The organism is Microbacterium hydrocarbonoxydans, from assembly GCF_023715885.1.
In the GTDB taxonomy this organism is placed as follows: domain Bacteria; phylum Actinomycetota; class Actinomycetes; order Actinomycetales; family Microbacteriaceae; genus Microbacterium; species Microbacterium hydrocarbonoxydans_C.
On record NZ_JAMBOY010000003.1, the window covers coordinates 177,003 to 201,319 of the forward strand.

At 65.5% G+C, this 24,317-nt stretch carries 33 protein-coding genes; 11 read left to right on the forward strand and 22 right to left on the reverse strand.

Translation table 11 applies throughout. The annotated features are described in order from the left end of the window. Window positions 1-45 precede the first annotated feature (45 nt). Window positions 46-222 carry a hypothetical protein gene (locus tag M3195_RS09135; protein WP_251586805.1) on the forward strand — a complete coding sequence of 59 codons (177 nt, stop codon included), beginning with the start codon at window positions 46-48 and terminating at the stop codon, window positions 220-222. Here M3195_RS09135 and M3195_RS09140 read toward each other — a convergent pair. The 20 genes from M3195_RS09140 to M3195_RS09230 all read right to left on the reverse strand — a co-directional run bounded on the left by M3195_RS09140 (window position 219) and on the right by M3195_RS09230 (window position 14,509). Continuing rightward, window positions 219-1,136, reverse strand: coding sequence for a sigma factor-like helix-turn-helix DNA-binding protein (locus tag M3195_RS09140; protein WP_251586807.1), 918 nt, complete (start codon window positions 1,134-1,136; stop codon window positions 219-221). The two genes, M3195_RS09135 and M3195_RS09140, sit on opposite strands and share 4 nt — an antisense overlap. Then, window positions 1,123-1,872, reverse strand: a complete 750-nt coding sequence (locus tag M3195_RS09145) for a tail fiber domain-containing protein (protein ID WP_251586809.1) — start codon at window positions 1,870-1,872, stop codon at window positions 1,123-1,125. The genes M3195_RS09140 and M3195_RS09145 overlap by 14 nt, the downstream gene beginning before the upstream one ends. 12 nt (window positions 1,873-1,884) lie before the next feature. Then, window positions 1,885-3,582 carry a hypothetical protein gene (locus M3195_RS09150; RefSeq protein WP_251586811.1) on the reverse strand — a complete coding sequence of 566 codons (1,698 nt, stop codon included), beginning with the start codon at window positions 3,580-3,582 and terminating at the stop codon, window positions 1,885-1,887. Further along, a complete protein-coding gene (locus tag M3195_RS09155; protein WP_251586813.1) occupies window positions 3,579-3,935 on the reverse strand; it encodes a hypothetical protein in 357 nt (118 codons plus the stop codon). Before M3195_RS09155 ends, M3195_RS09150 begins: the two co-directional genes overlap by 4 nt. Continuing rightward, a complete protein-coding gene (locus M3195_RS09160; RefSeq protein WP_251586815.1) occupies window positions 3,935-5,335 on the reverse strand; it encodes a hypothetical protein in 1,401 nt (466 codons plus the stop codon). The genes M3195_RS09155 and M3195_RS09160 overlap by 1 nt, the downstream gene beginning before the upstream one ends. Next, window positions 5,335-5,835 (reverse strand): hypothetical protein, encoded by a 501-nt coding sequence (locus M3195_RS09165; RefSeq protein WP_251586817.1) that lies wholly within the window; start codon window positions 5,833-5,835, stop codon window positions 5,335-5,337. Before M3195_RS09165 ends, M3195_RS09160 begins: the two co-directional genes overlap by 1 nt. A gap of 3 nt (window positions 5,836-5,838) precedes the next feature. Continuing rightward, window positions 5,839-6,252, reverse strand: coding sequence for a hypothetical protein (locus tag M3195_RS09170; protein WP_251586819.1), 414 nt, complete (start codon window positions 6,250-6,252; stop codon window positions 5,839-5,841). A 2-nt stretch (window positions 6,253-6,254) separates the two neighbouring features. Beyond that, window positions 6,255-6,662, reverse strand: coding sequence for a hypothetical protein (locus tag M3195_RS09175; RefSeq protein WP_251586821.1), 408 nt, complete (start codon window positions 6,660-6,662; stop codon window positions 6,255-6,257). Next, window positions 6,652-6,975, reverse strand: coding sequence for a hypothetical protein (locus M3195_RS09180; protein ID WP_251586823.1), 324 nt, complete (start codon window positions 6,973-6,975; stop codon window positions 6,652-6,654). The genes M3195_RS09175 and M3195_RS09180 overlap by 11 nt, the downstream gene beginning before the upstream one ends. 95 nt (window positions 6,976-7,070) lie before the next feature. Then, window positions 7,071-8,768, reverse strand: a complete 1,698-nt coding sequence (locus tag M3195_RS09185) for a hypothetical protein (protein ID WP_251586825.1) — start codon at window positions 8,766-8,768, stop codon at window positions 7,071-7,073. Beyond that, the gene (locus M3195_RS09190; protein ID WP_251586827.1) at window positions 8,765-9,799 is read right to left on the reverse strand and encodes a hypothetical protein; all 1,035 of its coding nucleotides are present in this window, start codon (window positions 9,797-9,799) and stop codon (window positions 8,765-8,767) included. Before M3195_RS09190 ends, M3195_RS09185 begins: the two co-directional genes overlap by 4 nt. Window positions 9,800-9,933: 134 nt before the next feature. Continuing rightward, window positions 9,934-11,394: a hypothetical protein gene (locus tag M3195_RS09195; RefSeq protein WP_251586829.1), complete on the reverse strand. Its 1,461-nt coding sequence runs from the start codon at window positions 11,392-11,394 to the stop codon at window positions 9,934-9,936. 196 nt (window positions 11,395-11,590) lie between these two features. After that, complete coding sequence (locus M3195_RS09200; RefSeq protein WP_251586831.1) at window positions 11,591-11,917, reverse strand: hypothetical protein; 327 nt, start codon at window positions 11,915-11,917, stop codon at window positions 11,591-11,593. Next, a complete protein-coding gene (locus tag M3195_RS09205; RefSeq protein ID WP_251586833.1) occupies window positions 11,914-12,486 on the reverse strand; it encodes a hypothetical protein in 573 nt (190 codons plus the stop codon). Before M3195_RS09205 ends, M3195_RS09200 begins: the two co-directional genes overlap by 4 nt. 150 nt (window positions 12,487-12,636) lie before the next feature. Continuing rightward, window positions 12,637-12,840, reverse strand: coding sequence for a hypothetical protein (locus tag M3195_RS09210; RefSeq protein WP_251586835.1), 204 nt, complete (start codon window positions 12,838-12,840; stop codon window positions 12,637-12,639). Continuing rightward, complete coding sequence (locus tag M3195_RS16915) at window positions 12,837-12,962, reverse strand: hypothetical protein (protein WP_285885703.1); 126 nt, start codon at window positions 12,960-12,962, stop codon at window positions 12,837-12,839. Before M3195_RS16915 ends, M3195_RS09210 begins: the two co-directional genes overlap by 4 nt. After that, entirely contained in the window at window positions 12,959-13,300 is a 342-nt protein-coding gene (locus tag M3195_RS09215) for a hypothetical protein (protein WP_251586837.1), read from the reverse strand. The genes M3195_RS16915 and M3195_RS09215 overlap by 4 nt, the downstream gene beginning before the upstream one ends. After that, window positions 13,297-13,590 (reverse strand): hypothetical protein, encoded by a 294-nt coding sequence (locus M3195_RS09220; protein ID WP_251586839.1) that lies wholly within the window; start codon window positions 13,588-13,590, stop codon window positions 13,297-13,299. Before M3195_RS09220 ends, M3195_RS09215 begins: the two co-directional genes overlap by 4 nt. After that, a complete protein-coding gene (locus M3195_RS09225) occupies window positions 13,587-14,231 on the reverse strand; it encodes a hypothetical protein (RefSeq protein WP_251586841.1) in 645 nt (214 codons plus the stop codon). Before M3195_RS09225 ends, M3195_RS09220 begins: the two co-directional genes overlap by 4 nt. 74 nt (window positions 14,232-14,305) lie before the next feature. Then, window positions 14,306-14,509, reverse strand: a complete 204-nt coding sequence (locus tag M3195_RS09230; protein ID WP_251586843.1) for a helix-turn-helix domain-containing protein — start codon at window positions 14,507-14,509, stop codon at window positions 14,306-14,308. 130 nt (window positions 14,510-14,639) lie between these two features. Here M3195_RS09230 and M3195_RS09235 point away from each other — a divergent pair, with 130 nt between their 5' ends. Both M3195_RS09235 and M3195_RS09240 read left to right on the forward strand, forming a co-directional pair. Beyond that, complete coding sequence (locus M3195_RS09235; RefSeq protein WP_251586845.1) at window positions 14,640-15,215, forward strand: helix-turn-helix domain-containing protein; 576 nt, start codon at window positions 14,640-14,642, stop codon at window positions 15,213-15,215. Continuing rightward, on the forward strand, window positions 15,190-16,251 hold the full coding sequence (locus M3195_RS09240; RefSeq protein WP_251586847.1) for a tyrosine-type recombinase/integrase: 1,062 nt from the start codon (window positions 15,190-15,192) through the stop codon (window positions 16,249-16,251). The genes M3195_RS09235 and M3195_RS09240 overlap by 26 nt, the downstream gene beginning before the upstream one ends. Here the strand turns inward: M3195_RS09240 and M3195_RS09245 are convergent. Then, complete coding sequence (locus M3195_RS09245; protein ID WP_251586849.1) at window positions 16,244-16,477, reverse strand: hypothetical protein; 234 nt, start codon at window positions 16,475-16,477, stop codon at window positions 16,244-16,246. The two genes, M3195_RS09240 and M3195_RS09245, sit on opposite strands and share 8 nt — an antisense overlap. Window positions 16,478-16,502: 25 nt before the next feature. Then, complete coding sequence (locus tag M3195_RS09250; RefSeq protein ID WP_251586850.1) at window positions 16,503-16,991, reverse strand: YajQ family cyclic di-GMP-binding protein; 489 nt, start codon at window positions 16,989-16,991, stop codon at window positions 16,503-16,505. An 86-nt stretch (window positions 16,992-17,077) separates the two neighbouring features. On the opposite strand from M3195_RS09250, the gene M3195_RS09255 reads away from it, so the two are divergent. The 8 genes from M3195_RS09255 to tuf all read left to right on the forward strand — a co-directional run bounded on the left by M3195_RS09255 (window position 17,078) and on the right by tuf (window position 24,191). Next, window positions 17,078-17,230, forward strand: coding sequence for a hypothetical protein (locus M3195_RS09255; protein ID WP_251586852.1), 153 nt, complete (start codon window positions 17,078-17,080; stop codon window positions 17,228-17,230). A 121-nt stretch (window positions 17,231-17,351) separates the two neighbouring features. Next, on the forward strand, window positions 17,352-18,380 hold the full coding sequence (locus M3195_RS09260) for an ABC transporter (RefSeq protein WP_251586854.1): 1,029 nt from the start codon (window positions 17,352-17,354) through the stop codon (window positions 18,378-18,380). Next, window positions 18,380-18,880: a hypothetical protein gene (locus tag M3195_RS09265; RefSeq protein ID WP_251586856.1), complete on the forward strand. Its 501-nt coding sequence runs from the start codon at window positions 18,380-18,382 to the stop codon at window positions 18,878-18,880. The genes M3195_RS09260 and M3195_RS09265 overlap by 1 nt, the downstream gene beginning before the upstream one ends. Before the next feature lie 60 nt (window positions 18,881-18,940). Then, window positions 18,941-19,588: a spermidine/putrescine ABC transporter substrate-binding protein gene (locus M3195_RS09270; RefSeq protein WP_251586858.1), complete on the forward strand. Its 648-nt coding sequence runs from the start codon at window positions 18,941-18,943 to the stop codon at window positions 19,586-19,588. Window positions 19,589-19,806: 218 nt separating this feature from the next. Next, window positions 19,807-20,175, forward strand: a complete 369-nt coding sequence (rpsL, locus tag M3195_RS09275; RefSeq protein WP_013584051.1) for a 30S ribosomal protein S12 — start codon at window positions 19,807-19,809, stop codon at window positions 20,173-20,175. A gap of 5 nt (window positions 20,176-20,180) precedes the next feature. Next, a complete protein-coding gene (gene rpsG / locus M3195_RS09280; protein WP_050722490.1) occupies window positions 20,181-20,651 on the forward strand; it encodes a 30S ribosomal protein S7 in 471 nt (156 codons plus the stop codon). 84 nt (window positions 20,652-20,735) lie between these two features. Next, window positions 20,736-22,850 carry an elongation factor G gene (fusA, locus tag M3195_RS09285; protein WP_251586860.1) on the forward strand — a complete coding sequence of 705 codons (2,115 nt, stop codon included), beginning with the start codon at window positions 20,736-20,738 and terminating at the stop codon, window positions 22,848-22,850. A 147-nt stretch (window positions 22,851-22,997) separates the two neighbouring features. Next, entirely contained in the window at window positions 22,998-24,191 is a 1,194-nt protein-coding gene (gene tuf, locus M3195_RS09290) for an elongation factor Tu (RefSeq protein WP_096715090.1), read from the forward strand. Window positions 24,192-24,317 lie beyond the last annotated feature (126 nt).

Consider the following 24,317-nt stretch of genomic DNA (forward strand, 5'->3'; position numbering starts at 1 on the left):
CGATCAGAGCCAACCGACAGCGGCGTACTTCGAGGGAGAGACCACATGACGCTCAGTGATGACATTGCAAACCTCCGCAGAGAAACCCACCGCAAGGGGGAGCAGGGCATCCGAGGGCATGACAAGGCCAATGCGTATCTGGCCGTCCAGATCTCCGGCCTGTGGGATGCCATCGCACTTCTTGCGAAGGCCCACGACGAGAAGGCCGTTGCCGAGGACTAGGCCGCTGAGCGTCGCCGCTTGGCGTGGTGAACGATGATGCCGTAGCTGACGTCGAGCCGGCGTGAGACTTCTCGCATTGACTCGCCCTGGCTGAGTAACTCGTCTGCTGCGGCCTGCTGGAACGGGGACATCGTGAGTTGCTTTGACCCGGGAACCTCATGGCGACCTTCGTGCAGCATGTCGACGAGATAGGACACGTCGGCGCGGAACGCCAGAGTGACGATGCCGAGGTACTCGGGGAGGTCTTTCTGGTGACGCTCGCGCAGGTACGTGACGAGCGACTCGGGTGGCTCCCATGGCATGTGCACTTGTCGGGGCATCGGGGCCGGGTCGTCGAGGAACTGGTTGCGTGCGAAGGCTCGAAGGTTCTTGAGGCCGGTTTGGGTGATGTTCCGCACCGTACCGGGCACCGCCGACATGACATCTGCTACGTCCACGAAGGGGAGCTCATCGAAGTAGCGCAGTGCGATAAGGGTCTTGTGGCGAGGTGACAACGTGGTGAAGAAATCGACGATGTCTTCGCGCGTGATCCGTGAGCCGGGGGCGTCCGTGGGGGTGCGAAGCGATGTGCGCTGTACCTCCCATGTCTCCTCACCCAACTCGTCCGTGGTGGGTTCGTCGTACTCGCCCTTGTGGGCGATGTCGCGGTAGTACTTGCTGACGGTGCGTTTGACGTCTTCCTTCAGATACCACCAGAACAGGCCGCCGTTGCCCTCGCGACTCTTGCCCTGCTCGGCGAGAACGTCGTCCCACCGTCCGACGAGCTTGACGAGGGCGATTGCTGCGACCTGCTTGAGGTCGTCGATGGACATGAGGCAATTGCCGCGGTCGGCCATCCACGCGTAGTTCTTGACGATGTGCCCGCGTACGACGGGCAGGTACTCGCTGATGAGAGGGTCGTCACGAGTGAGCATCGCTGGCTTCCAATTCAGACACCCGAGTCACCAGGCGCTGCACGGCGGGGAGGATCGCCATGAACATGCGCTCGTAGTGAATGCCCAGCACCTGATCGTTCTCGTCGTGGAACACGGCCCAAGGGAGTACCTCGGCGACGTCATCGGCGATGAGGCCATAGTCGTGGGAGCCGTCTGAGATCCAGTCGAACTCCACGATCTGAAGTTGTGCCAACTGTTCATCGGTGATGTTGATGGGTTCGATGTTGGTCTTGAAGCGCCGAGCGGAGGACGTGTTGCCGAGCGTGCCGTCCGGCTGGATGCCGACCGCGCGCCAGTTGACGATGGAGCGGCCGTGGACGGCCGGGTTCAGGTACCCGTCGTAGGCGGTCGATCCGTTCGGGATGTCTTCGAGGTCGGCGAGCTGGGTGGGGAATGCGTAGCCCGGTATCTGGTACTCGAGGCGGGTGCCGTTGTAGCCGAGCAGCGGTGTCTCGCCGGGTGCCACAGCACCGCTGTTGCGCCATGCGCTGATCGCGACCGCGGCACCCTTCGCCGTCGTGGCCCCGGTGCCGCCTCGTGCGATCGTGAGCGGCCAGAGGGCACTGATCTGAGCCGCTACCCAGTCACGGGTGGAGCGGATGCGCTGGACGATGTAGTCGCGTGTCTTGTTGACTTCGGTGTCGAGGGTGTTGGCCAGCGCTGTTCCAGGGACGAGATCCATACCGTCCGAGAGCGCGTCGTCTCCGATTGCCATGGCTGTTCCTTCCTAGAGTGCGTCGATGGTGCCGACGAGGCTGTCGATGGTTCCGGCGAGTAGGTCGATGGCGCCGGTCGGGGTGTCGATGGTGCGGCTGGTGATGGTCATCTGGTCGCTGTCGAGGTCGAACTGCACGACGTTGGTCTGTCCGATCTGGGTGGGTGACCCTTCGAGCACGACGGTGATGCCCTGCTCGGCCTTGGCTGACCAGTCCGCGACGGTGGAGACGGTGACCTCCCGCCCACGTCCCTGAGCTCGTCGGACGACGTACGCGGCTCTGCCTGGACCCGGATAGGGGGTGGCGAGCTGGAATCGGCGCAGACGCGTGTAGGAGGGTGTGAGCGATGCGGTCTCGACGAGCTGCTGCGTGGTTCCGGACTGGTCCTTCCACTCGTACTCGACCGCCGCGGCGTCGAACCAGTCGTCGTCGTCTCGGCTGGTCTTCTCCGAACCGGCCGCCATGTTCACCGCGTGACGGATCTCGAGCGCCCCTCCGGCGTCGTAGTTCTCGTCTCGAAGGGTCCACACCCGCTGCTCGTCGCACACGAGCCGGCGCCCGGCCGCCTGGACCAGCGGCGCGAGGAAGGTCAGCGCATCCTGGCCGGCCTTCCAGATCAGCGCGTCGGGGGTGGCCGCATTGATCTTCACACGCCTCGTCGAGACAGAGGCGTGTGCCGTGTTCGCCCACTCGTAGTCGTACTGGGTGGTATCGGTGGTCGACCCGTCGAAGTAGAGGCCGTCGGCGACGAGGTCTCCCGTGGCCTCGCTGAGCCGCCATGCGGTGACGTCGACTTCCTCACTGCCGCCGAGTTGGTTCGCGCGGACGCGCACGCGGATCTTCGCGGTGTTGGCGTACGCCGCGAAGGGTGCCGTGACAGCGCGCTTCCAGGTGCCCGCCGTCATGGTGGTCGTGACCGGTGGGATGAATCCGAGGATGTTGCCGGAGGCGTCGAAGCAGACGGCGTCGAGGATGATCTGCCGTCCGGTCGCTCCGCTCAGGTCTACCGACAGCACGTGATGCTTGCCGCCGCTGAGTGACACGGCACTCTCGCCGATGTAGATCTCGGCGTTGTTCGTGAAGACGCCTGCGTTCGACACGTACGCGACGTAGGTGGGGGAGTACGCAGGACCGCCTGTTGTTCGACGTGTGGGCGTGAGCCCGCCGCTCGTCTGAGTCCAGGCCCAGTCGGTCGTGTTCGTGCCCGCGCGTGGGTTACGGATGAGGTTGGAGCTGTTTGCCAGTGCGGGCACCGTGACGTCGATCCCACCCGGCGAGAGCACCGTGCCGGGGATGACCTTGCCCAGCACGTACCCGACGAGTAACCGAAGCGACGACTGGTAGTTCAGGGGCGCGGTGTCGTCTGCCAGGGGAGCGTAGTCGGACAGGAGCGCCTCGTCGGAAGCAAGAGTGAGCGTGACGGTGGCTTCGGCGAGGTCGACAGACCGGTCGCGCAAAGTGAGGTCGAAGACGCGGTGCTGCACGCCCCACGGGAACGTCGCGAGCACGTCGATCAGGATCCGCGGCGGCGGCGAGGTGCGGGGGTCCAGAGCGGCGAGGACGGTCAGCGAGGGCACCGCGATGACAACCGTTCCCTGCACGTGAGGGCGGCGTCGAGCGTCGAGCGAGACGCTGCCCGTTCGCTTGCTCAACTGCACGTTCGGCGAGCCCTTGAGCGCCACCGTGTAGACGTGCGAGGAGTCGGTCACGGCTTCACCTCACGGAAGGGGATCGTGAGCTTCCAGTCGCCCGCTGCGCCGAGTTCGATGCCGATATCGCCGTCGGCGACCACGAACGTCATGGCGATCTCGGGGATTTCGGAGTGCTCGAGCCCGAACTTCTGAGCGGTGCGGAGGACGGCGCGTGCAGCGTGGGCGGCCGCGCCATCAGCGAAGACGAAGATGAACGTTCCGCGTCGCATTCCGAACGGCCGGAACGTCACGTCGTCATCCTCGCGTCCGAGGATCGGATGCATGATCGTGCGAGCCTCTGAGGTCTCCGCCCAGTTCGGCATCGACGTCGGGATGATCTCGCCCGCGCTGTGTGTGATCGTCGCGCCCATTACTGCCACTCCCCATCCGGCGTGATGACCTTGCCCTTGTACGTGATCGTCTTGCCGTTGTTGCGGATGAAGAACCCATCGAGGTCGCGCTGCGCCTGGTCGATTGCCGTCCGGGCCTGCAGCACGATTTCCTTGCCGTTCACGTCCGCGACAACGCCGTCCACGTCGCCGCGGAACTTGTCGACGTTGGCGGTGGCCTGGCCGGTGTCAGCGTCGATCAGCACCTTCTGGCCGTCGGGGAGCGTGAGGAGGCGGTTGCCGAGCTCGTCGACCTCTTCCTTTGCGGTTCCCGCCGATTCGATCAGGCCGAGCAGCACCTTCGAGCTGTAGTCGGTCGCCGTTGCCGTCTTGTCGGCGTACTCCTGCGTGGTGGTGACGACTTCTCTCCACCGGTCGCGAATGTCAGCGACGTCGCTCTTCAGGGTCTTCTTGTTGGTCGTTCCGGTGAGCTCGTACGAGTTGGAGTCTTCGAGCAGTCGGTTGATCTGCTGCTGCACCGCCTGCTGCGCTTCGAGGTCTCCGGTGTTCGCGGCGATGACCGTGGACCGGTCCAGTCCGAGTTGAGTTGCGTCAGCGAGTACCCGCTTGTACTCGTCGGCGCGATCGGTATTGAAGATCAGGTCCATCGCGTCGGCGATCTTGGTCTGCTCGTCGATGAAGAGTCGCCCGTCCTGCGCGGCCCCCTCGTAGGCTGCTCCGATGCGCTCGCGCATCCGGTCGGCGGCTTCCTGCTGCTTCTGCAGCTCGGCAGTGACGAGTCCGAGTCCGACTGCTCCCGCCGCTAGTCCGGCTGCGCCTACGATGCCTGCTGGCCCCGATCCGGCGAGAGTGCCGGCGAGCCCTCCGAGAGTGTCCTGTCCAACCTGCCCGAGATCGGCGAGGTTGTCGCGCACGCTCGAAACCGCCTCTGAGAGGTTCTGACCGACCTCGGAGACTACCTCCTGCGCTCCGTCGGAGAGCTTGCCGAGCCCCTTCTTGCCACGGTCGCCTACGTCATCGGCGTCGTCAGCGAGCTTCTTCGTCTCGCGCTGCGCGTCCTTCAGGGAGTCCTCGAGCTTGTCGATGGCGCGTTCGCCGTCTCGCCCTGACTCCTTGAACTCGTCGCCGATCCGCTCGACGGCTCGCTCTGCCTGCTTCGCGTTGAGGCCCATGTCACGGAGCGCGGACTTGATATCTTCGTCCGACTTGCCCGCTTTACGGGATGCGTCCACGAGCTTGGCTGCGAACGCTGAGACGTCGCCGCCTGCTTTGCCCGACGCCTGGCCCGCGTCGCCGACAGCGTCGCCGAGCCGATCCATCGCGTCCGCGGCGTCCTCCACGGGGTTGATGACCCCGGAGCGGACGTTGTCTTCGAACGCGCGGGTGTCGGCGCCGATGCCGATCTCGTGAATCCTCGCCATCACTTCTTCCCGTCGAATGCGTCGAGCAGAGAGCGATAGGCGCTCTGGATGGCCACGGAGGTGATGCGGGGGATGGCCTCAAGCGCGGCGGGGTAGACCACGTTGCCGCCGCGACGTGGAGCTCCGAATGCGTTGCCGAGTCGACGGTTGTAGGACTTGCCCTTCTTCGACCGCTGGGTGATGACCTTCTCCGGGTTGGCGCCGAACTCTGCGCCGAATGCCACCGTGGGAACGGCCGTTCCGGACGACAGCTTCCCGATGCCTCCGGAGCGAAGGTAGATGTTGCGGGTCGCGACACCGACCCGGGCCGTGTTCACTAGTGCCCTCTGCTGCAGGCGAGTCTCGGCACGGCCTCGGGTCTCCTCCACCCAGATGGGCTCGGCTTCCTTCCGCGTGTATGCGGTGACGTTCTTGCGGGCCTCTGCGGGGACTGCCCGCAGAGCGATGAGCAGATCCCGCAGAGGCGAATCGATCAGAAGACTGATCCGCCCCGATGTCATGCGTCAGCCCTCAGTGGGTGCGGAGAACGCCGGCTGGCCGTTGATCGGCAGGTTCACCGTCGCCGCGTGGATGGCTGCAGCACCGCCACCGAACTGGCCGGCGAGAACACGGGCGCTGAACGTCGCGACCTGGCCGCCATCGTCAGGGGTGTAGGTGAACGTCTTCATCTGGCCGTGCCACTCGATGAGCTTCTGCGAGAAGCTGTTCGGGGTCTTCCAATCCTGGTTGTACCCGAGCTGCGCGACCCACGCGTTGCCCCCGACGAACTGCGTGACGCCGCCGCCGATGTCGGTGGTCGTCGCGGTCGGGGCGGTGGGCACGAGCGCGCACGAGGTGACGGCGGCGGTGTAGTCGTCGCCTTCGACGGTGATCTTTCCTGTGGTGCCGAAGTATGCGGCGTTGGCGATGGTGGGCATGTCTACTGCTCCTTGGTTTCAGTGAGGACGGTAAGAGGGATGCGCCAGACCCATTGCCCGGTCGCTTCGAAGGTCTGCTTTGTCGCGGGCGACCAGTAGATGTCCGACTGCTTGTCGAGAATGCGGATGAGAGTGAGAGCGAGTTCGTCTACGTCGTCCTCGCCCTTCTCCCCGGTCTTTGGCGACCCCAGGACGATGTCGATTCCCGCGGCGACCGCGCCGCCTGCGAGCCTCTGACCGAACGCTTCCTGATCGAATCGAGTGAACTCGAACATGATGAGCGGAGTGCGGTACTCGGTCGGTGGCGCCTTCAGGTACTCGTCGATGGTCCAGCGCTTGAACCCCTGGGGGAGCGCGGGCGCTAGGCGCTCCTTGAGCGTGGCCCTGACGCTGCCGAGGTCACCAAACATGAGCGACCCCCGACTGTGGGCGGATGACTTTCTGGATCTCCTTCGACAGCGGTCGGGGGACGAACGAGAATCCGTCCGGGCCGATCGAGTCGCCGACGATGCGGCCGGCGTTGTAGAGGTTCTTGGCCTGCATGAGCTGGGCGAAGACGTACCGTGGTGGGATCTCGGGCAGGTCTTCACCCAACTCGGCCTGGACTGCGGCGATCTTTGAGGCCGGGTAGCCGAGCCGCTCGAGCAGATTCACGACCTGTTCGAGCGGCTCGCCGGTTGCCGCGTAGGCGACGACCTGAACGCGCGCAGTGTCAAGGAGCATCCCGCAGAGCTCCTCGTTATCGGTAGGCGCGTCCGACCAGGCCTCTTCGATGCGATGCACCTGAGACCCGTCGTACGTGCTGTACCAATCCATCGTCAGGCGGCCTTGGTTCCAATGAGCACGGTGGCCTCGGGGCGAACCACGAACGTCTCGAGGAAGCCGACCGTCGCGCGGTCGACACCGAACTTCGCGACGTTCAGCGCGTCGATCTGGATCGGCGTGGTGCCGAGCTCGCGGAACTCGATCGCGTTCTTCGACCCGGCCATGACCTGCGGGTCGGTGGCCTTGGTGCCGATGAACGCGGACTGCGGCGCCTTGCGAACGGTGACCTTGCCGTCCACGTTCGCCTCACCCGTGCCGACACCGACCGCCAGCGAGACGAACTCGGGCAGGAGATCCTTCGGGGTGAAGATGAGCTGCTGCCACAGGACGGGGTTCACGACCGCCCAGGCCGGGTCGTCGTCCGCGTCAGTGATAGCTTCGATGGCCTGGATGAGCTGGACGACGCCGGGGTAGTACTGCGAGTTGGCGGGGGTGCCAGCGGGCAGCGAGCCGGGAGCGACGAGTCGCGAGAGTGCGGCGCCCTCGTCGCGAGAGGCGACGCGGTACATGGTCGCCAGTGCCTCGAGGTCGGTGACCTTCGCGTAGGAGTTCGCGACACCCTTCCAGAAGGATTCCAGCACCTCGGCGCCGCCTGAAAGGTAGCTCCACTCGGCGGCTACGTCGGCCGCGTATCCGAAGCGATCGCGGGTGCTGCTGCGCTTGGACGTGGTCGCGGAACCGGTCGGCAGCTCGATCTTCTCGCCGTTGGTCTTCTGGACCAGGTTCTCGGTGCCGTCGAGGCGGAACCCGGCGCGGCCCCCGATCTCGATCGGCCCGAAGGTGTGGTTGTTGAGGGGCAGGTACTTGCGTACGTACTCTTTGCCCTGCCAGAGCTTGCCGACCCAGGCGGGCTGAATGACGCCCTCGGCGGGCAGCGCGCCGGCGCCGGTCGTCGTGATGTCGGCGAGCTCGAACAGTGCCGTCTCGCTGTCCTCCACCTGGACGCCGGCCTTGACCGATGCCATGGCCGAGAAGACGGCGTGCATGTCGAGTTCCTTGGCGGGCTCGGTGACGGGGTTCGTCAGGAGAGGTGCGGGGGTCTGGCCCGCGGCGGATGCAGTCATGGTTTCTTCCTTCTCTGGGGTTTCCTCATCCACGGGCGCGGAGTCGGGGGTGTAGGTCGCGGTCTCTCCCTCGGGGGTGCTGACGGCGATGTCTTCGGGGAGCGTGGTCGAGAGGACGGCGAGGTGGCCGTTCTCGTCGGGCGTGAGGGCGTTGTCCGTGTCGCTCTCGTCCGACGCGTCTTCTTCGGTCACACCGGGAGCGAGGGCGAACAGGGCTGCGGACTCAAAGGCTCCTTCGGTGCAGACGGCGGCGCCGGTCAGCCGGGAGCGAATGGCGTTGACACCCTTGCGGACGAGCGAACCCATCTCGGCCGACAGCTTCCGCTTGGCCGGATTGGCCAGGTAGGCGTCGCCCTCGTCGGTGTTGAAGATCGAGAACTCGGCGACAACGCCCGCGTCGGTGACCTCGAGCGAGGTGGCGCGGCCGATGGGGTTGAAGCGGTCGTGCTCGTCGTTGAGAGTGACGGCGCTCGGGTCGCGGGGGATGGTGACGGACGAGGCGGAGAACATCACCGGCTCGGTCTTGGAGAGGCTGGGGCGGCTGAGTTCACCGAAGGGGAGTAGGAGCCCCTTGACGGTGCGTGTGTCTTCGACGCGGGAGAAGAGGCCCGCTTCCTGAGTGGTCATTCGGATACCTCCGTGGAGGTGGCGCTGTCGCCCGCCTCCGGGTCGATGGACAGCGGGGCGGGTACTACGAAGGCGGAGGCGTCGGCGCGGACCTCGGCGCCTTCACCCACGACGACATCGGCAGACAGTGCGGCGGCGATCGCGACCGCATACTCCGAGGAGCCGAACATCCACAGCTCCGAAGTCTCGCCGTTCACGTTCTGGTACTGGACGTTGCCAGAGCCGCCGCCCTCCTTCGAGGCGCCCACGAAGTTGAGCGGGACGCCCGCGTGCATGGCGAGGTCGATGCGGACGGAGTTCTTGGCCTCTTCGAACAGGTCCAGGGAGCCGCTGATTCCGCGCTCGATGACGTCGATGTAGGACGGCGTTACCGAGATCGAAGAGTTCTTCCGGCCCTCCTTGTAGTTCTGGATCAGCGCGCGCGTCTCGTCGAGCTCCATGCCGTCGTAGGAGCTGTCATTCACGTGCAGCTCGGTCGCTGCGGGCGGGCTGTCCAGGCGGGCCTGGCGGGCGATCTCGATCTTGCGCGCCTGGCGGATGGAGTCGATGCCGTCGGTGAGGATGCCGGAGCTGCCGAGCGGAACGACGACCGCGCGCATCCGGAACTCGGCCGGCACGGCCTTGTCGATGGTGATCGCCTGCGTCTCATGGTCGATGGACCACAGGTTGCGGGGGATGGTGATCCAGTCGTAGACCAGACCTTCCGTGTCCAGCCGGCATCCGAGGACGCCGAACCCCTCGAAGTACAGCTCTTCGACGAGCTGCTTCACAGCCAGCCACCGACTCATCCCGGGGTAGTCGCAGGAGCTTACCCAGTAGGGCTGATTCTCTGCGCGCGCTGCTGGGGTGCCTGCGGCGTACTTCTCAAACCGGAGCTTCGTGACGAGAGCCTGGTGGGCAGCAAGAGCCCGTCGCACCTCAGGGACACGACGGGCGATGGGGCGATCTATCAGCTCGCCGGGAAGCTGACCGAAGTAGTCGCCGACGATGGCTTGGGCCAGGTGATCTCCGGAATAGGGCGAAGCCAACATCGGGGCTGCGGACTGAGTGAGCCGCACGCCCCCGGTGAGGAAGGAGAAGACGCCCAAGGCTGCTCCGATCTAGGAGGAGGTAGCCCTAGCTTATCAGTCTGCTCACTGAAACCCTAGATTGCTGAGCATAATGGTCAACCGTGAATGATGGCACTCGTCAAATCGCCGCGCTCGCGCTCGTCCAGAAGCTTGTAGGCGGCGAGGGCGACGGCCTCTAGGCCGGAGATGTCGACCTCCTCCTGGCCTTTCGGGCGACCGAGCGACCACCCTGAGCTGTAGTTCCACCCGCGTTTGACCGCGACCTCGGCGGCAGAGGTGAGTTCGGGCTGGTCGAAGTGGCGAAGGTGGCCCTCGTTGAGGATCTTCGTCAGGTTGATGGCGGCGCGTGCGACGTCCTTCGACAGCACCGGCCGCTCAGCCGGCGCCCGTCGAGACTCGCGCACCCGACGAACCTCCACCTCCGTAGCGGCGCTCTTCGGGTCGTAGACGATGTCGCGCTTGTGCTTGCGGGCCAGGTCGAGCAGCTTCTGCGCGAAGCCCTCCGTGCCCTTCTGGTGGTGCAAGAGACCCACGTTCACCGTGTCCTTCGGCCCTGACCAGGCCGCAGCGATCGACGCGTACGTTCCATCGGGGTGAACGAACGGGACCATGCAGAAGCGGGCCGGGGGAGTCGAGCCGGCCTCGGTGAGAGGGAGCGCGGCAGCCTGCCACTTGGGCTGAGACAGGAGCGCCGTGTTCGACCCCTCCAACGCGAACACCGACAGGATCTCGGCCGGGAACTTCTTCCGCATCGCCGGGGTGTCGAAGTCCTCCTTGATGACCTCGAGTGGCGTTGTCCACCCGATGCCCGGATGCACGCGCAGAACATGCTCACGCACGCGTGCCCTCGGATGCTCTTCGGACGGCTCCCAGTCCTCGAGCTCGTCGGGGTCGACGTCGTCAGGCAGACCGTGACTGAGGACCGCCGCTGTCGGGTCCGTCAGCGCATCCCACAGGAGCTGTCCCGAGCGGAACGCGCCCGCGGTGCCAGAGAGGACGAACTGCGCCTGGTGACGCGTGTGCAGCGTGGGACGGATCGCGGCCGTCAGGTCCTCGCCTAGCTCTAGCTCTGCCTCTCCGGCCTCGTCCACCCACGCGACGTCGAAAGCGTTCGACCGGAACCCATCTCCCGAGGGGGCGTACACGTCGAAGCTGGACCCGTTGCGGAACAGCAGCCCCTCCGAGCCCTTCGACAGCGAGATCTTCACGAACTCCTCGCGCGCCTTCACGTCTGGGTACAGCCGCTGCAGAGGAGCCGCCACGTCTTTCTTGAACCGCTCGCCCGCCTTCGCACCCGTCGTCGCGAGCGTCCAACCCACCAGGTAGTCCTCACGCAGCGCGCACCGACCGATCAACGTCGCCTGGATCGCCGTCGTCTTCGTCGTACGCCGAGGCTCCAAGATGCCGTTCACCTTCAAGCCTGCGGCGAGGGTGTCCGTGATCGCGAGCTGGATCGGCGTTGGCCCCACGATCTCGCCCGCGAAGTTCCGACGCTGATCGAGTCGCAGAAGCCGAGCACCCTCAAGGAACTCACGCCGAGAGTCCTCCGTCGTCACAAAGCCCGTCGAATGCAACGGCTCCGGAATCAACGAACGACGCTCCAACCACGTCGACTCATCCTGCAAATCAGCGAGTGTCGGGTGAACCGTCATGCTGCTCTCTCATCTCGGGGGGAGGGGCGCGTGTTGAGCCGTAGGCGGGGGTCGTGGTGATCTCCACCAAAAAAGTCCTCGGCGCCCGGGTTGTCCGCTCTCAGGCCCATGGCAGCGCCTTGAACGTAGACTTGGTGCTGCGTCGTGCGTTGGTGATGGCGGCTCCCATGCGTCCTCCGTGTGCACGGTTGCCAACGCACTGCCCGCTCTTGCTGCGGTGCTCGGGTGCAGCGTTGTCGATGGACTCGCCGCCGTTGGGGTCGAGGTGTCCGACGTCGAACACGACCTTGCCCTCAGCGTCGATAGGCAGTGGGGCACCGCATCGCCAGCAGCCCACCACCTCACCGCGCTCGTACGCTGCCCTGACCTGTGACCTGATCGTGCGTGTGGTGCGCGACCACTCGGGGCTCTTGTGCTTGTGCGTCATGCTGCTCTCCTCGGATCGGCGAAGTTATCCATAGGCTCTAGTGAGGTGGTCCCGTTGAGCCGATCTGATTCCTCTTGTCTCTCCTGTTTCTCCTTTCCTCCTAGGGGGGACTGTGAGCGTCCCCCAACCGGAGGCTGAGCGTCCCCCAACTGGGACGTTGAACGTACCCCTGCGGGAGACGCCGAGCGTCCCCCAACTTTGCGTGCACGGTGTTCGGCGGTGCGCTGGGAAGCGGTGGCATCGAGCACCAGGTCATATACCGCGCGACGCCCGTTCCCACCCACGCGGTACCTCTTGATGGCGCCCAACTTGACCAGTCCGTTGAGCGCGACCTTGACCGCCTTGAACGCTGCATCCCGCTCTCGTTCGCCGTCCTCATCCTCGGGCGCGTAGTCCGGAACACGGCGTCCGAGGATGAGGGCTAGGGCCTCTCGTGAGTCGAAGTAGCGCGGAGGCTTGTCTGCGTCGAGAGCGGTCAGGCACATGCCGACCAGCAGGCGGAACTCGTTCGGGTTGAGTTGGATGTCGGCCCCGTACGCGATGGCCCTACCGACTAGACCAGCTCCCACGTCACCACCTCCTCTTGACGGGGTGCCATCTGCGGACCTCGTCAGAAGCATGCAGACGGCAGCAGTAGTGAGGCCCGGGATGTCCGCTGTTGAGCATGCACCGCCCATGCGGCAACTGCTCTCTGCACAACGGAGACCCGGACCCGATCATTACGACTTCGTCTCCTCGCGGAACCTGATGTGCCTCTCGCCGGTGTCGTCGGTCAGGATGACGACGAGGCTGGCTAGCTTGTTGAGCGTCGCGCTGTCGAGCCAAAGGCGTGCTGGGTGGCCGTCCTCGCGGTAGTTGATAACGGCAGCGCGCTCTTGGCCCGTGACGTTGCGTGCGGCGGCGTTAGCAGTTGGGTCTTTCATGCTGCGGTCCTTCCCTCGAAGCTGAGGACGCCTGAGCGGATCAGCTCCTGTTCGAGCAGGTCGTCTGCGAGCGCGAACAGGTCGGGGCGAGTGTTGCGGGCCATCATCTCGATCTCGCTCATGCGGCCTCTCCCATCGCCGCGGCCTCAGTGCGTTCGACGTAGTCGGCGATCAGCTCGAAGAGCGTGTCGCCGGAGAGTGAGGTGTCAGGATCGGGCTCGAGCTTGCCGTGAGCGATGACGCCGTTCTCGATGGTCCAGCCCCAGCGGATCTCCACGTTCTCGTCGGAGTACTCGTAGATCCACCCGACGTATCCGTCCTCGAAGATGCCGTCGAATGACACTGTGCGCGCCCACCGGGGTGCGTGCGCGGCGATCTCGGGGTGCGCGGCGAACATCTCGCGACACTCCTCGATCGGGGCGTCTCGCTCGCAGAGCGTCCGGATCTCGAGCGCGCTCATTCGTCGATCTCCCGAAGCTGCTCGTCGACTGCGGCGAGGCGACGGATCGGACGCCGCTTGTCGGGTGTCAGGGTCGCGCTGGGTAGCTTCACCCGGGTGTCGGGAAGCTCGATCGCGAGCTCGACGAGGCGTGCTGCGAGGCCAAGGGCGTAGTGCTTGTCGATCTCATCGAGAACGACGTTGTCGCCGTCCACGATGGCGAGGCAGGACTGTGCGCCGGTCTCGTGGTCAAAGAGAACGACGACGTGCTCGGCCGCGTTGTCCATGATCCATTCGCGCTCGGTGGTCATGCGGGCACCTCCGTCACCTTGCGATCCCACGATTTGACCCAGTCGGCAACGATGTCGATGTCGATGCCGCACAGCCAGAGGAAGGCCGAGTTGATGGTGCCCTCGTGGACGATGTCGTTCATGGGGGACCGCAACGTCGCCGTGGTGTCGTGGATCGACACCTTCATGTGCTCACGGCGTGCGAGGCCGCGGAGTCTCGCTGCTGCGCGACTGACCTGTGCGGCGGTAGGCGGGTAGTGCTTGTCGGCCCGGACGATCAATGCGTCGTCGTCATCGGCCATGACGACGACGTACACGCCCATGAAGATCCAGACGCCGTCGCGAGTGCTGTACACGCCCCAGCGCTGCTCTCCCTCTTCACCTTCATAGGACGGGGAGTAGTGGACGTGCCGGCGCATCACCCCGTCTTTGTAGTGCGGGCTGTAGGACTCCCAGACGTGGACGAGGTTCTTGCGACCAAGTCGTTGCTTCGGCCACTGGCTGACGATCTCGCAAGTGTTGCCCGATGCGCGCCAGTCGTCGCGCTCCTGGACGAACGCCTGTCGACGCATCTCGGCGAGATCGATGCGTTCCTGCGTGATTGCCTTGAACCGATCCTGGATGCTCGCGATCGAGTCGGCGGGGGATAGCATGGTGTTCATGAGTTGATTCCTTCGGGGATCGGAGCCCTCGACACCCTGGCCGGTGTTGGGGGCTTTTTCTTTGGTGGTCAGCATCACGACGCCTCCGTGAACGCGGCGTTGATGAACTCGTTCAGGTCCGATTCGCGGACCATGCGGCGCCCTCCCACGCGACCCGACTTGAGCTGTTCGCTCGCGATGAGGTGTCGGACCGATGTGGGCGTTCGACGAAGCCGCTCGGCGACTTCATCGACAGTGAGCAGGCTGATCGCGACTGCCTGTGTGGCGGTGATCGACATTGATGTTCTCCGATTTCTAGTCGAGTACGACTCGATTTGCGATTCAAAGGTAACACGGAAAACTTGTCGTGCGCGACTAGAATCGAGAAAATCTCCTCAATCGCTAGTTGTGCACCACTAAAGTTGAGCCATGACCTCTGATGAGCAGATTGGCAAGAACCTCGTCGAGCTCCGTGGTGACCGAAGCCAGAAGGATCTTGCGGACGAGATGCGCAAGCGCGGCTTCCGGTGGTCCCAGGCCACGGTGTGGAGCATCGAGAAGGGCGAGCGTCCGCTGCGACTGAGCGAGGCGGATGCAGTTGCGGACATCTTGGGCGAGACAGTTAACATGCTTGTGGCGACCGGAGAGAAGTTCACGGTGACGATGCTTTTCCGTGCCGTCCGTGACCCGCTCGACGAGATCGAATCGCTCACGGACGAGGCATTTCGGGAGCAGAAGACGATGGCTCTACTCGCAGGGCACCTCGTCGATGACGAAATGCGCCGGCTAGCGTTCCGTGATTCGCCGCTGCGCGCCGCGTGGACTGCGATGGTCACCGCGATGGAAAAGCACGATGCTTGGCGGCGCACGTCTGACCAGGTTGACGGTCCAGATGCTCTTGAACCCTCACCCGAGTACGACGCTCTGATCGAGTTCTGGCGGTCGGAGATAGCCAGCTACACGCCGAGCAGAGAGAACGATGGCGTCGATCAAGCAGAGGGCTGACGGGGTCTGGCGGGCTCGCTACCGGGATCAGAACGGCAAGGAGCACGCGAAACACGCGCCGACGAAGAAGCTGGCTCAGAAGTGGCTCGACGAGCAGACGGCCGCGATGGTCACGGGTCAGTGGGCTGACCCGAGTGCGGGCCGCGCAACGTGGGATGAGTGGGTGTCTCGGTGGCTTGCGATGCAGGTGTGGGCTGGTGGCACGGTCACGGCGGCGACGACTGCCGTCGAGTCGGTGCCCTGGCGCCAGAAGGCCATTCGCGACGTGAAGGCCGGCGACGTGCAGACCTGGGTGACAAAGGAGGCTGAGCGCGGCCTAGCTGCCTCGACTATCCGTACACGCCTGAACTACGTGCAGATGGCGTTCCGGGCGGCTGTGGATAACCAGGTGATCGCACGCAGCCCTGCAGTCCGGGTGAAGACGCCGCGGCAGCGCAAGCGTGAGGCGACGATGAAGATCCTCACCGCCGAGCAGGTGAGCGCCGTGCTCGAGGCATCGGGCGACTTCCGGCCATTTGTTGAAGTCTGCGTGTTCGCGGGCCTTCGCCTCGGCGAGGCCGCGGGATTGCAGCACGGCGACCTACATCGTGATGTCAACACGATCTCGGTGCATCGTCAGGTGCAGGGGTCGTCGATCCCGACAACGAAGATCACGCCTCCGAAGGCTGGGTCTGAGCGCGACGTGTTCGTGCCGGCCGAACTCATCGACATGCTTTCAAGTACGACGTCCGGACTTGACCAGTTCCTCTTTCGGACACCGATGGGACACCTGTACAACCGGAACAGCGCGGGGGAGCGGTGGCGTAGCATCCGTCGACAGGTCGGTCTCGGTGACGATGTGACCCTGCACACTCTGAGACACACATTTGCGTCGAACCTGATCGCGTCAGGGTGCGACGTCGTGACCGTCCAGCGCGCGCTTGGGCACTCTCAGCCGTCGATCACGCTCAACGTCTACTCCCACCTGTGGCCGTCCGCCGAGGACAAGACCCGAACGGCCACGTCGGCGTTCATGAAGCAGGTATCCGCTATCTGAGGAACAGGTGGGGGAAGCGGACGAGGAGCAGGCTGCGCGCCTCCTCTTGAGTCAACTTGCCCAGTGGGTCGATGCGCTCTAGGAACTCGAGGGTGGTCTCGATCGCGTCTTCGTCGCCGGTCGGCCGCGCGACACGCGGGCTCACGAGGGCTTGCAGCTCCTCACGAACCACACGGCGGACGAGCCGTTCTAGCTCGTGCTGCGGACTGGCGGCGGACTCTGGCACGAAAACCCCAGGTCGGCGGCAGGGCTTACCGGTAGTTGATGAACTGCAGGTCGATGTCGAGATCGGACCCCTTGAGGAGGGCGATCACGGCCTGCAGGTCGTCTCGACTCTTCGACTGCACGCGCAGCTCGTCGCCCTGGATCTGGCTCTTGACGCCCTTCGGGCCCTCGTCGCGGATGATCTTGCCGATCTTCTTCGCGTTCTCCGAGGAGATGCCGTCCTTGAGGGACGACACGATGCGGAACTCCTTGCCGCTCGCGAAAGGGTCGCCCGACTCGAGGCTCTTGAGGGAGATGCCCCGCTTGATGAGCTTGGACTGGAAGACGTCGAGCACGGCGTTCGCGCGCTCCTCCGTGTTGGCGGTGATCAGGACCTGCTCGCCGCTCCAGGCGATCGACGCACCGGTGCCCTTGAAGTCATAGCGCTGCTCGATCTCCTTGCGGGCCTGGTTGAGGGCGTTCTCGGCCTCCTGGTGATCCACTTTCGAGACGATGTCAAAGGAACTGTCAGCCATACGGAGAGTGTAACGATCGGAGACGCGGGAGGCATGCGTCGGCGTTGCTTCCTCGTTCCCGTGCGCGCCGGTCTTACCGTGGAGACATGGCACGGGTAGGGGGACGGAATCTGGCGATGAGCTGGATCGCGGGTGTGCTGTGCACGGGTGTGATCCTGGGGCTCCTCTGGTTCGCGATCCCCATAGTGCCCACCCTCGCGACGTTCGCCGGCGACACTCTGCGAACGCTGCTTCCCTGACGACCCTCGAGCGCCAGGATCCGCGCCGCGACCGGTCGGGCGACACGTCGGCACGCCTCCGGGGGAGGGCCGACGCGCGGCGGTAATCTCGCAGAGCACACATCCGATGAGAGGCGCACCCATGAGTGACCCCGAGGTTCCCCAGCCCGAGCGGCGGAAGGACGTCGATGACGTCGTCGACAGCGCGAACGCTGGACTCGACGCCGCCGAGGCCGCCCGCGCGGACGTCCCCGGTCGTTCGTCGACGGATGCCGCGGAGGGCGACGTCCCCGCACCGCGCACGGATCCCGCCGTCGACCCCGATCTCGCCGCCTTCGAGGCGGCCGAACGCGAGCACCCCGGCACGTTCTCCACGCCGGAGCTGAACGACCTCGCGCGCTCCGAGGAGCGCGATTCCTCCTTCTCCGATCGGGATGCCGACGCAACGGCCGCGCACTCCGCTCCGAGCGCGCGCAACGAGTCGACGATGGCGTCTGCTGCCTACTCGTCGCCCGACGACACCGAGACGCGCGTCGTGCCCTCGGAGCCGGTCGTCGCGGAGAGGACGGCCGTCGCGGAGCCGGCCGCCGCCCCCACCTTCGCTCAGCAGCCCATCTTCGTCCAGGCGCCCGAGCCGCCGCGCGAGCGCGGCAACCGTGGGACCGCCGGAGCCATCGGGCTGCTCGCGACCCTCGCGTTCGCGATCCTGTACCTCGGCACGACGCTGGGTCTCGGCGCGTGGACCGGGGACGTCACCGCCGAGAACATCGGGGAGGCCGCCCTCGCCCCGCTGACGACCTGGGGCTTCTGGGTGCCGGTCGTGGTCTTCTTCCTCGGGTTCTGGCTGCTCGGTGCCTTCATCAACCGCGGCCGGTGGGGCCTGTGGGTGGTGTTCGGCATCATCGTCGGCCTCTTCGCCTGGGGCGGCCACCTGCTCGGTCAGCTGTTCGAAGAGCGGTTCTGGCTGCTCACCGCCCGCGAGGGAAGCGAACTGATCGGCGAGCAGCTGTTCGCGCCGCTCGCGATCGCCGCCTTCGTGTTCGGTCGTGAGCTGACCATCTGGTTCGGAGCGTGGGTAGCCCGCAGCGGAGCCCGCAAGACCGAGCTCAATGCCGAGGCCCAGCGCGAGTACGAGCGCACTCTCGAGGCCGGCCCGACCCTTTCGAGGTGATGGCCGAGACTTCGTCGCCGAACCCCCGCGGACACGGATCCGCGGGGGTTTCGCGCGTCCTGGCGCTCACTCTCGCCACGATCGGTTTCTTCGCGCTGGCAGTGTTCGGACTGGGTGCTCTCAGCGTCGCGACCGACGCCGACATCATCGCAGTTCGCGGCCTCGGGCAGATTCCGGGGGTGGTCGGGATGCTCGCGGCTCTCCTCGCCTTCGCGATCATGCTGTGGTCGTCGCTGCGCCGACAGCATCCGTCGTTCCTGTCGGTGCCGACGACGGCTCTCGCCGCCGCCCTGTCCCACCTGATCGTGCTGTGGGTTGCGGTGCTGCTGGCGCGCGGCGATCTCGTCGTCGCGACGGCGGTGGCCGGTGATCTGGTGCGTGGTGGAGCGAGTGCCGTGCTTCTGGTGGCGGCGGCGATCGCGGCCTGGGCGGGCGTGGCCCTCCGCCGCACCAGATCTGGCCGGCCGAGATGGCCGTGGGAGGACGAGGGCCCGGAGTGATGCCCCGCCGTCCAGCGTGAAATCGCCACGCAGGGCGTGCGCGCATCGTACGCTCTACGTGTGGAGCGCTCACTGGAGACGCAGGTCGACCAGGCCGTGGAGGCCTGGCTTCGCTGGGTGCCGCGCTGGGAGCCGGCCACCCATCGGGGGCGCGTCGCGCCCTGTCGCCGGTGCCTCGGGTCCCCGATCCTCTCCGCGGCCGGCATCGGCGCGAACGCCCCGCACGGCGTGCAGCACGGTCTGTCGACCCGCATGAAGACCATCGTCGACCATGCGGTCGCGGAGTACACCGCGCGGAACCTGCCGATGCTGCAACGGGAGCTGGATCAGCAGGCCGCCCGCAACCGCGCGCGCAGCTATCGCCCGGCGGACGACCTGGATCCCGAGTTCGACGGCCTGCCGCTCGACCCGGAGCCGGTGCCAGGCGCGCCATTCCTGTTCACGATCGCGGGCCTTGCCGATGACGAGTCCGCGGCGCTGCCGCCGCTCCCGCCTCTGACGGACGAGGCCAAGGCAGCGCTGCGCCAGGAGGTGGCGCTGGCGGACGAGTACGCCAACATGGTGGGCCGTGAGATCTGCGGCATCCTGCTCCGCCATCGCATCCGCATCCAGGCGGCCATCTCGCAGCACGTCGAGCCGCAGATCGAGGCGATGCTCGCAGAGCTGACGCAGTCGCTCGACTCTCCCTTCGACCCCGACCTGCCGTGATCGCTGGACGGTCGGCGCACATTTGACCGCTCACGTTACGCGGCATTACACTTGATCAGGTGTGTGCACGTCTCGACGTGCGCGCTGGGCGTCGGCTCCATGGCCGGTCCGCCCCCACGGCATACCCACCACCGCAAAGCTCGCCGGTTCCGGCGTGCCGGTGGGTCATGATGTGAAACCCATCACGCTGTCACCGTGCAGCACTATGAGGAGAGAACGTGCCAACCATTCAGCAGTTGGTTCGCAAGGGTCGCTCGCCCAAGGTCTCGAAGACCAAGGCGCCGGCGCTCAAGTCGAACCCGCAGCAGGCCGGGGTCTGCACCCGCGTCTACACCACCACCCCGAAGAAGCCGAACTCGGCGATGCGCAAGGTCGCTCGTGTGAAGCTCCGCAACGGCACCGAGGTCACCGCCTACATCCCCGGTGAGGGCCACAACCTGCAGGAGCACTCGCTGGTGCTCGTGCGCGGTGGTCGTGTCAAGGACCTCCCCGGTGTCCGTTACAAGATCGTCCGCGGCGCCCTGGACACCCAGGCCGTCAAGAACCGTAAGCAGGCTCGCAGCCGCTACGGCGCGAAGAAGGGCTGAGTCCAATGCCTCGTAAGGGTCCCGCCCCCAAGCGTCCCGTCGTCAACGACCCGGTCTACGGCGCTCCGATCGTCAGCCAGCTGGTCAACAAGATCCTGGTCGACGGCAAGAAGTCGCTCGCCGAGTCGATCGTCTACAACGCCCTCCGCGGCGTCGAGGCGAAGAATGGCCAGGACGCTGTCGCCACGCTGAAGAAGGCGCTCGACAACGTCCGCCCGACTCTCGAGGTCAAGAGCCGCCGCGTCGGTGGCTCGACCTACCAGGTGCCGGTCGAGGTCAAGCCTCACCGCGCCAACACCCTCGCCCTGCGCTGGCTCGTGAGCTACGCCAAGGGTCGTCGTGAGAAGACGATGACCGAGCGTCTGCAGAACGAGATCCTCGACGCGTCGAACGGTCTGGGTGCCGCGGTCAAGCGCCGCGAGGACACCCACAAGATGGCCGAGTCGAACCGCGCGTTCGCTCACTACCGCTGGTGACAGCCTCGCCCGCCTCCGGCCACACGCCGGGGGCGGGCACCCCCTCTTCGCAGTACGACTGCACGAAAAGATAAGGACACTCCTGTGGCACAAGACGTGCTCACCGACCTGAGCAAGGTTCGGAACATCGGCATCATGGCGCACATCGATGCTGGAAAGACCACGACGACCGAGCGCATCCTGTTCTACACGGGCGTCAACCACAAGCTCGGCGAGACGCACGACGGCGCCTCGACCACCGACTGGATGGAGCAGGAGAAGGAGCGCGGCATCACGATCACGTCTGCCGCCGTGACCTGCTTCTGGAACAAGAACCAGATCAACATCATCGACACCCCTGGTCACGTGGACTTCACGGTCGAGGTGGAGCGCTCGCTCCGCGTCCTCGACGGCGCTGTCGCCGTGTTCGACGGCAAGGAGGGCGTCGAGCCCCAGTCCGAGACCGTGTGGCGTCAGGCCGACAAGTACAACGTCCCCCGCATCTGCTTCGTCAACAAGATGGACAAGCTCGGCGCGGACTTCTACTTCACCGTCGACACCATCATCAACCGCCTCGGTGCCAAGCCCCTCGTGCTGCAGCTCCCGATCGGCGCCGAGAACGACTTCGTCGGCGTCATCGACCTCGTCGAGATGCGCGCGCTGGTCTGGCCCGGCGACGCCAAGGGTGACGTGACCATGGGTGCGTCGTACGAGATCCAGGAGATCCCGGCCGACCTCAAGGACAAGGCCGAGGAGTACCGCCAGCAGCTGCTGGAGACGGTCGCCGAGACCGACGAGGAGCTTCTGGAGAAGTTCTTCGGCGGCGAGGAGCTCACGGTCGCCGAGATCAAGGGCGCCATCCGCAAGATGGTCGTCGCCTCGGAGATCTATCCCGTGCTCTGCGGCTCGGCCTTCAAGAACCGCGGTGTGCAGCCGATGCTGGACGCTGTCGTCGACTACCTCCCGTCTCCGCTGGACGTGCCCGCCATCGAGGCGCACGACCCGAAGGACGAGGAGAAGATCATCGAGCGTCACCCCGACGCGAAGGACCCGTTCGCGGCCCTGGCCTTCAAGGTCGCCGTCCACCCGTTCTTCGGTCGTCTGACCTACGTGCGCGTCTACTCGGGCGAGCTCGAGTCGGGCGCCCAGGTCATCAACTCGACCAAGGGCAAGAAGGAGCGCATCGGGAAGATCTTCCAGATGCACGCCAACAAGGAGAACCCGGTCGAGAAGCTGACCGCCGGCAACATCTACGCCGTGATCGGCCTGAAGGACACCACCACCGGTGACACCCTCGCCGCGATCGACGCGCCGGTCGTCCTCGAGTCGATGACGTTCCCGGAGCCGGTGATCGAGGTCGCCATCGAGCCGAAGACCAAGGCCGACCAGGAGAAGCTGGGTCTCGCGATCCAGAAGCTCGCTGAGGAGGACCCGACCTTCCGTACCGAGCTCAACCCCGAGACCGGTCAGACGACCATCAAGGGCATGGGCGAGCTGCACCTCGACATCCTCGTCGACCGCATGAAGCGCGAGTTCCGCGTCGAGGCGAACGTCGGCAAGCCGCAGGTGGCGTACCGCGAGACGATCCGCAAGGCCGTCGAGAAGCACGACTACACGCACAAGAAGCAGACCGGTGGATCGGGCCAGTTCGCCAAGATCCAGTTCAACATCGAGCCGCTCGAGCTCGACGGCGAGAAGACCTACGAGTTCGTGAACTCGGTCACCGGTGGTCGCATCCCGCGTGAGTACATCGGCTCGATCGACGCCGGTTTCCAGGACGCCATGAACGTCGGCGTGCTCGCCGGCTACCCGATGGTGGGCGTCAAGGCGACCATCGTCGACGGTGCGGCGCACGACGTCGACTCCTCGGAGATGGCGTTCAAGATCGCGGGCTCCATGGGCTTCAAGGAGGCCGCTCGTCGCGCCAACCCCGTGCTGCTCGAGCCGCTGATGGCCGTCGAGGTCCGTACTCCCGAGGAGTACATGGGCGACGTCATCGGCGACCTGAACTCGCGTCGTGGCCAGATCCAGTCGATGGAGGACGCCGCCGGCGTCAAGGTCGTGCGCGCCTCGGTGCCGCTGTCCGAGATGTTCGGCTACATCGGCGACCTGCGCTCGAAGACCTCCGGCCGTGCCGTCTACTCCATGGAGTTCGACAGCTACGCCGAGGTCCCGCGCGCCGTGGCCGACGAGATCGTCCAGAAGGCCAAGGGCGAGTAACCCTTTCTGGGAGCCGGGTTCCGGCCCGGCTCCCAGGTCACCTACAACTTCACATTCCCTCTCTACTAAACTGAGAATCACACCCGTAGAGAACCGGTCGCAATCCAGTGCCCGGCACCTCTACAACGACGTCCTGAGGAGGACCCAGTGGCTAAGGCCAAGTTCGAGCGGACCAAGCCGCACGTCAACATCGGAACGATCGGTCACGTCGACCACGGCAAGACCACGCTCTCCGCAGCGATCTCGAAGGTGCTTGCTGACAAGTACCCCTCCGACACCAACGTGCAGCGCGACTTCGCTTCCATCGACTCGGCGCCGGAAGAGCGCCAGCGTGGTATCACCATCAACATCTCGCACATCGAGTATGAGACCCCGAAGCGTCACTACGCTCACGTCGACGCTCCCGGTCACGCCGACTACGTCAAGAACATGATCACCGGTGCGGCTCAGATGGACGGCGCGATCCTCGTGGTCGCCGCCACCGACGGCCCCATGGCTCAGACGCGTGAGCACGTGCTGCTCGCCAAGCAGGTCGGCGTTCCGTACCTGCTCGTCGCGCTGAACAAGTCCGACATGGTCGACGACGAGGAGATCCTGGAGCTCGTCGAGCTCGAGGTCCGCGAGCTGCTCTCGAGCCAGGGCTTCGACGGCGACAACGCTCCGGTCGTCCAGGTCTCCGCTCTCAAGGCCCTCGAGGGCGACGAGAAGTGGACCGAGAAGATCCTCGAGCTCATGCAGGCCGTCGACGACAGCGTGCCGGACCCCGAGCGTGACCGCGACAAGCCGTTCCTGATGCCCGTCGAGGACGTCTTCACGATCACCGGTCGTGGAACCGTCGTCACGGGTCGCGCCGAGCGTGGCACCCTGGCCATCAACTCCGAGGTCGAGATCGTGGGTCTGCGCCCGACGCAGAAGACGACCGTCACCGGTATCGAGATGTTCCACAAGCAGCTCGACGAGGCATGGGCCGGCGAGAACTGTGGTCTGCTGCTCCGCGGCACCAAGCGTGAGGACGTCGAGCGCGGCCAGGTCATCGTGAAGCCGGGTTCGGTCACGCCGCACACCGACTTCGAGGGCACCGCGTACATCCTGTCCAAGGACGAGGGTGGCCGCCACAACCCCTTCTACACGAACTACCGCCCGCAGTTCTACTTCCGTACCACCGACGTCACCGGCGTCATCTCGCTGCCCGAGGGCACCGAGATGGTCATGCCGGGCGACACCACCGACATGACGGTCGAGCTGATCCAGCCGATCGCCATGGAGGAGGGCCTCGGCTTCGCCATCCGTGAGGGTGGTCGTACGGTCGGCGCCGGTACGGTGACGAAGATCATCAAGTAAGCATCTGCTTCCTGCGAAAGGGGTCGGACCTTCGGGTCCGGCCCCTTTCGTCGTCCCGGCGCGCATCTTCTTGATACATGGGCTTGAATACAACTTGAAGTGTCATATAGGGTGAGAGTCGCTGCA

Bases quoted from the DNA above. Each gene is read 5' to 3' on its own strand.
- M3195_RS09140 (WP_251586807.1), bottom strand. From the start codon at position 1,136: ATGCTCACTCGTGACGACCCTCTCATCAGCGAGTACCTGCCCGTCGTA.
- M3195_RS09210 (WP_251586835.1), bottom strand. From the start codon at position 12,840: ATGAAAGACCCAACTGCTAACGCCGCCGCACGCAACGTCACGGGCCAA.
- M3195_RS09260 (WP_251586854.1), top strand. From the start codon at position 17,352: ATGAGTGACCCCGAGGTTCCCCAGCCCGAGCGGCGGAAGGACGTCGAT.
- M3195_RS09175 (WP_251586821.1), bottom strand. From the start codon at position 6,662: ATGTTTGGTGACCTCGGCAGCGTCAGGGCCACGCTCAAGGAGCGCCTA.
- M3195_RS09225 (WP_251586841.1), bottom strand. From the start codon at position 14,231: ATGAACACCATGCTATCCCCCGCCGACTCGATCGCGAGCATCCAGGAT.
- M3195_RS09160 (WP_251586815.1), bottom strand. From the start codon at position 5,335: ATGGCGAGGATTCACGAGATCGGCATCGGCGCCGACACCCGCGCGTTC.
- M3195_RS09220 (WP_251586839.1), bottom strand. From the start codon at position 13,590: ATGACCACCGAGCGCGAATGGATCATGGACAACGCGGCCGAGCACGTC.
- M3195_RS09180 (WP_251586823.1), bottom strand. From the start codon at position 6,975: ATGCTCCTTGACACTGCGCGCGTTCAGGTCGTCGCCTACGCGGCAACC.
- M3195_RS09190 (WP_251586827.1), bottom strand. From the start codon at position 9,799: ATGTTGGCTTCGCCCTATTCCGGAGATCACCTGGCCCAAGCCATCGTC.
- M3195_RS09200 (WP_251586831.1), bottom strand. From the start codon at position 11,917: ATGACGCACAAGCACAAGAGCCCCGAGTGGTCGCGCACCACACGCACG.
- M3195_RS09170 (WP_251586819.1), bottom strand. From the start codon at position 6,252: ATGCCCACCATCGCCAACGCCGCATACTTCGGCACCACAGGAAAGATC.
- M3195_RS16915 (WP_285885703.1), bottom strand. From the start codon at position 12,962: ATGAGCGAGATCGAGATGATGGCCCGCAACACTCGCCCCGACCTGTTC.
- rpsG (WP_050722490.1), top strand. From the start codon at position 20,181: ATGCCTCGTAAGGGTCCCGCCCCCAAGCGTCCCGTCGTCAACGACCCG.
- M3195_RS09230 (WP_251586843.1), bottom strand. From the start codon at position 14,509: ATGTCGATCACCGCCACACAGGCAGTCGCGATCAGCCTGCTCACTGTC.
- M3195_RS09215 (WP_251586837.1), bottom strand. From the start codon at position 13,300: ATGAGCGCGCTCGAGATCCGGACGCTCTGCGAGCGAGACGCCCCGATC.
- M3195_RS09250 (WP_251586850.1), bottom strand. From the start codon at position 16,991: ATGGCTGACAGTTCCTTTGACATCGTCTCGAAAGTGGATCACCAGGAG.
- M3195_RS09135 (WP_251586805.1), top strand. From the start codon at position 46: ATGACGCTCAGTGATGACATTGCAAACCTCCGCAGAGAAACCCACCGC.
- M3195_RS09185 (WP_251586825.1), bottom strand. From the start codon at position 8,768: ATGACCACTCAGGAAGCGGGCCTCTTCTCCCGCGTCGAAGACACACGC.
- M3195_RS09255 (WP_251586852.1), top strand. From the start codon at position 17,078: ATGGCACGGGTAGGGGGACGGAATCTGGCGATGAGCTGGATCGCGGGT.
- M3195_RS09240 (WP_251586847.1), top strand. From the start codon at position 15,190: ATGGCGTCGATCAAGCAGAGGGCTGACGGGGTCTGGCGGGCTCGCTAC.
- M3195_RS09235 (WP_251586845.1), top strand. From the start codon at position 14,640: ATGACCTCTGATGAGCAGATTGGCAAGAACCTCGTCGAGCTCCGTGGT.
- M3195_RS09165 (WP_251586817.1), bottom strand. From the start codon at position 5,835: ATGACATCGGGGCGGATCAGTCTTCTGATCGATTCGCCTCTGCGGGAT.
- M3195_RS09145 (WP_251586809.1), bottom strand. From the start codon at position 1,872: ATGGCAATCGGAGACGACGCGCTCTCGGACGGTATGGATCTCGTCCCT.
- M3195_RS09265 (WP_251586856.1), top strand. From the start codon at position 18,380: ATGGCCGAGACTTCGTCGCCGAACCCCCGCGGACACGGATCCGCGGGG.
- M3195_RS09155 (WP_251586813.1), bottom strand. From the start codon at position 3,935: ATGGGCGCGACGATCACACACAGCGCGGGCGAGATCATCCCGACGTCG.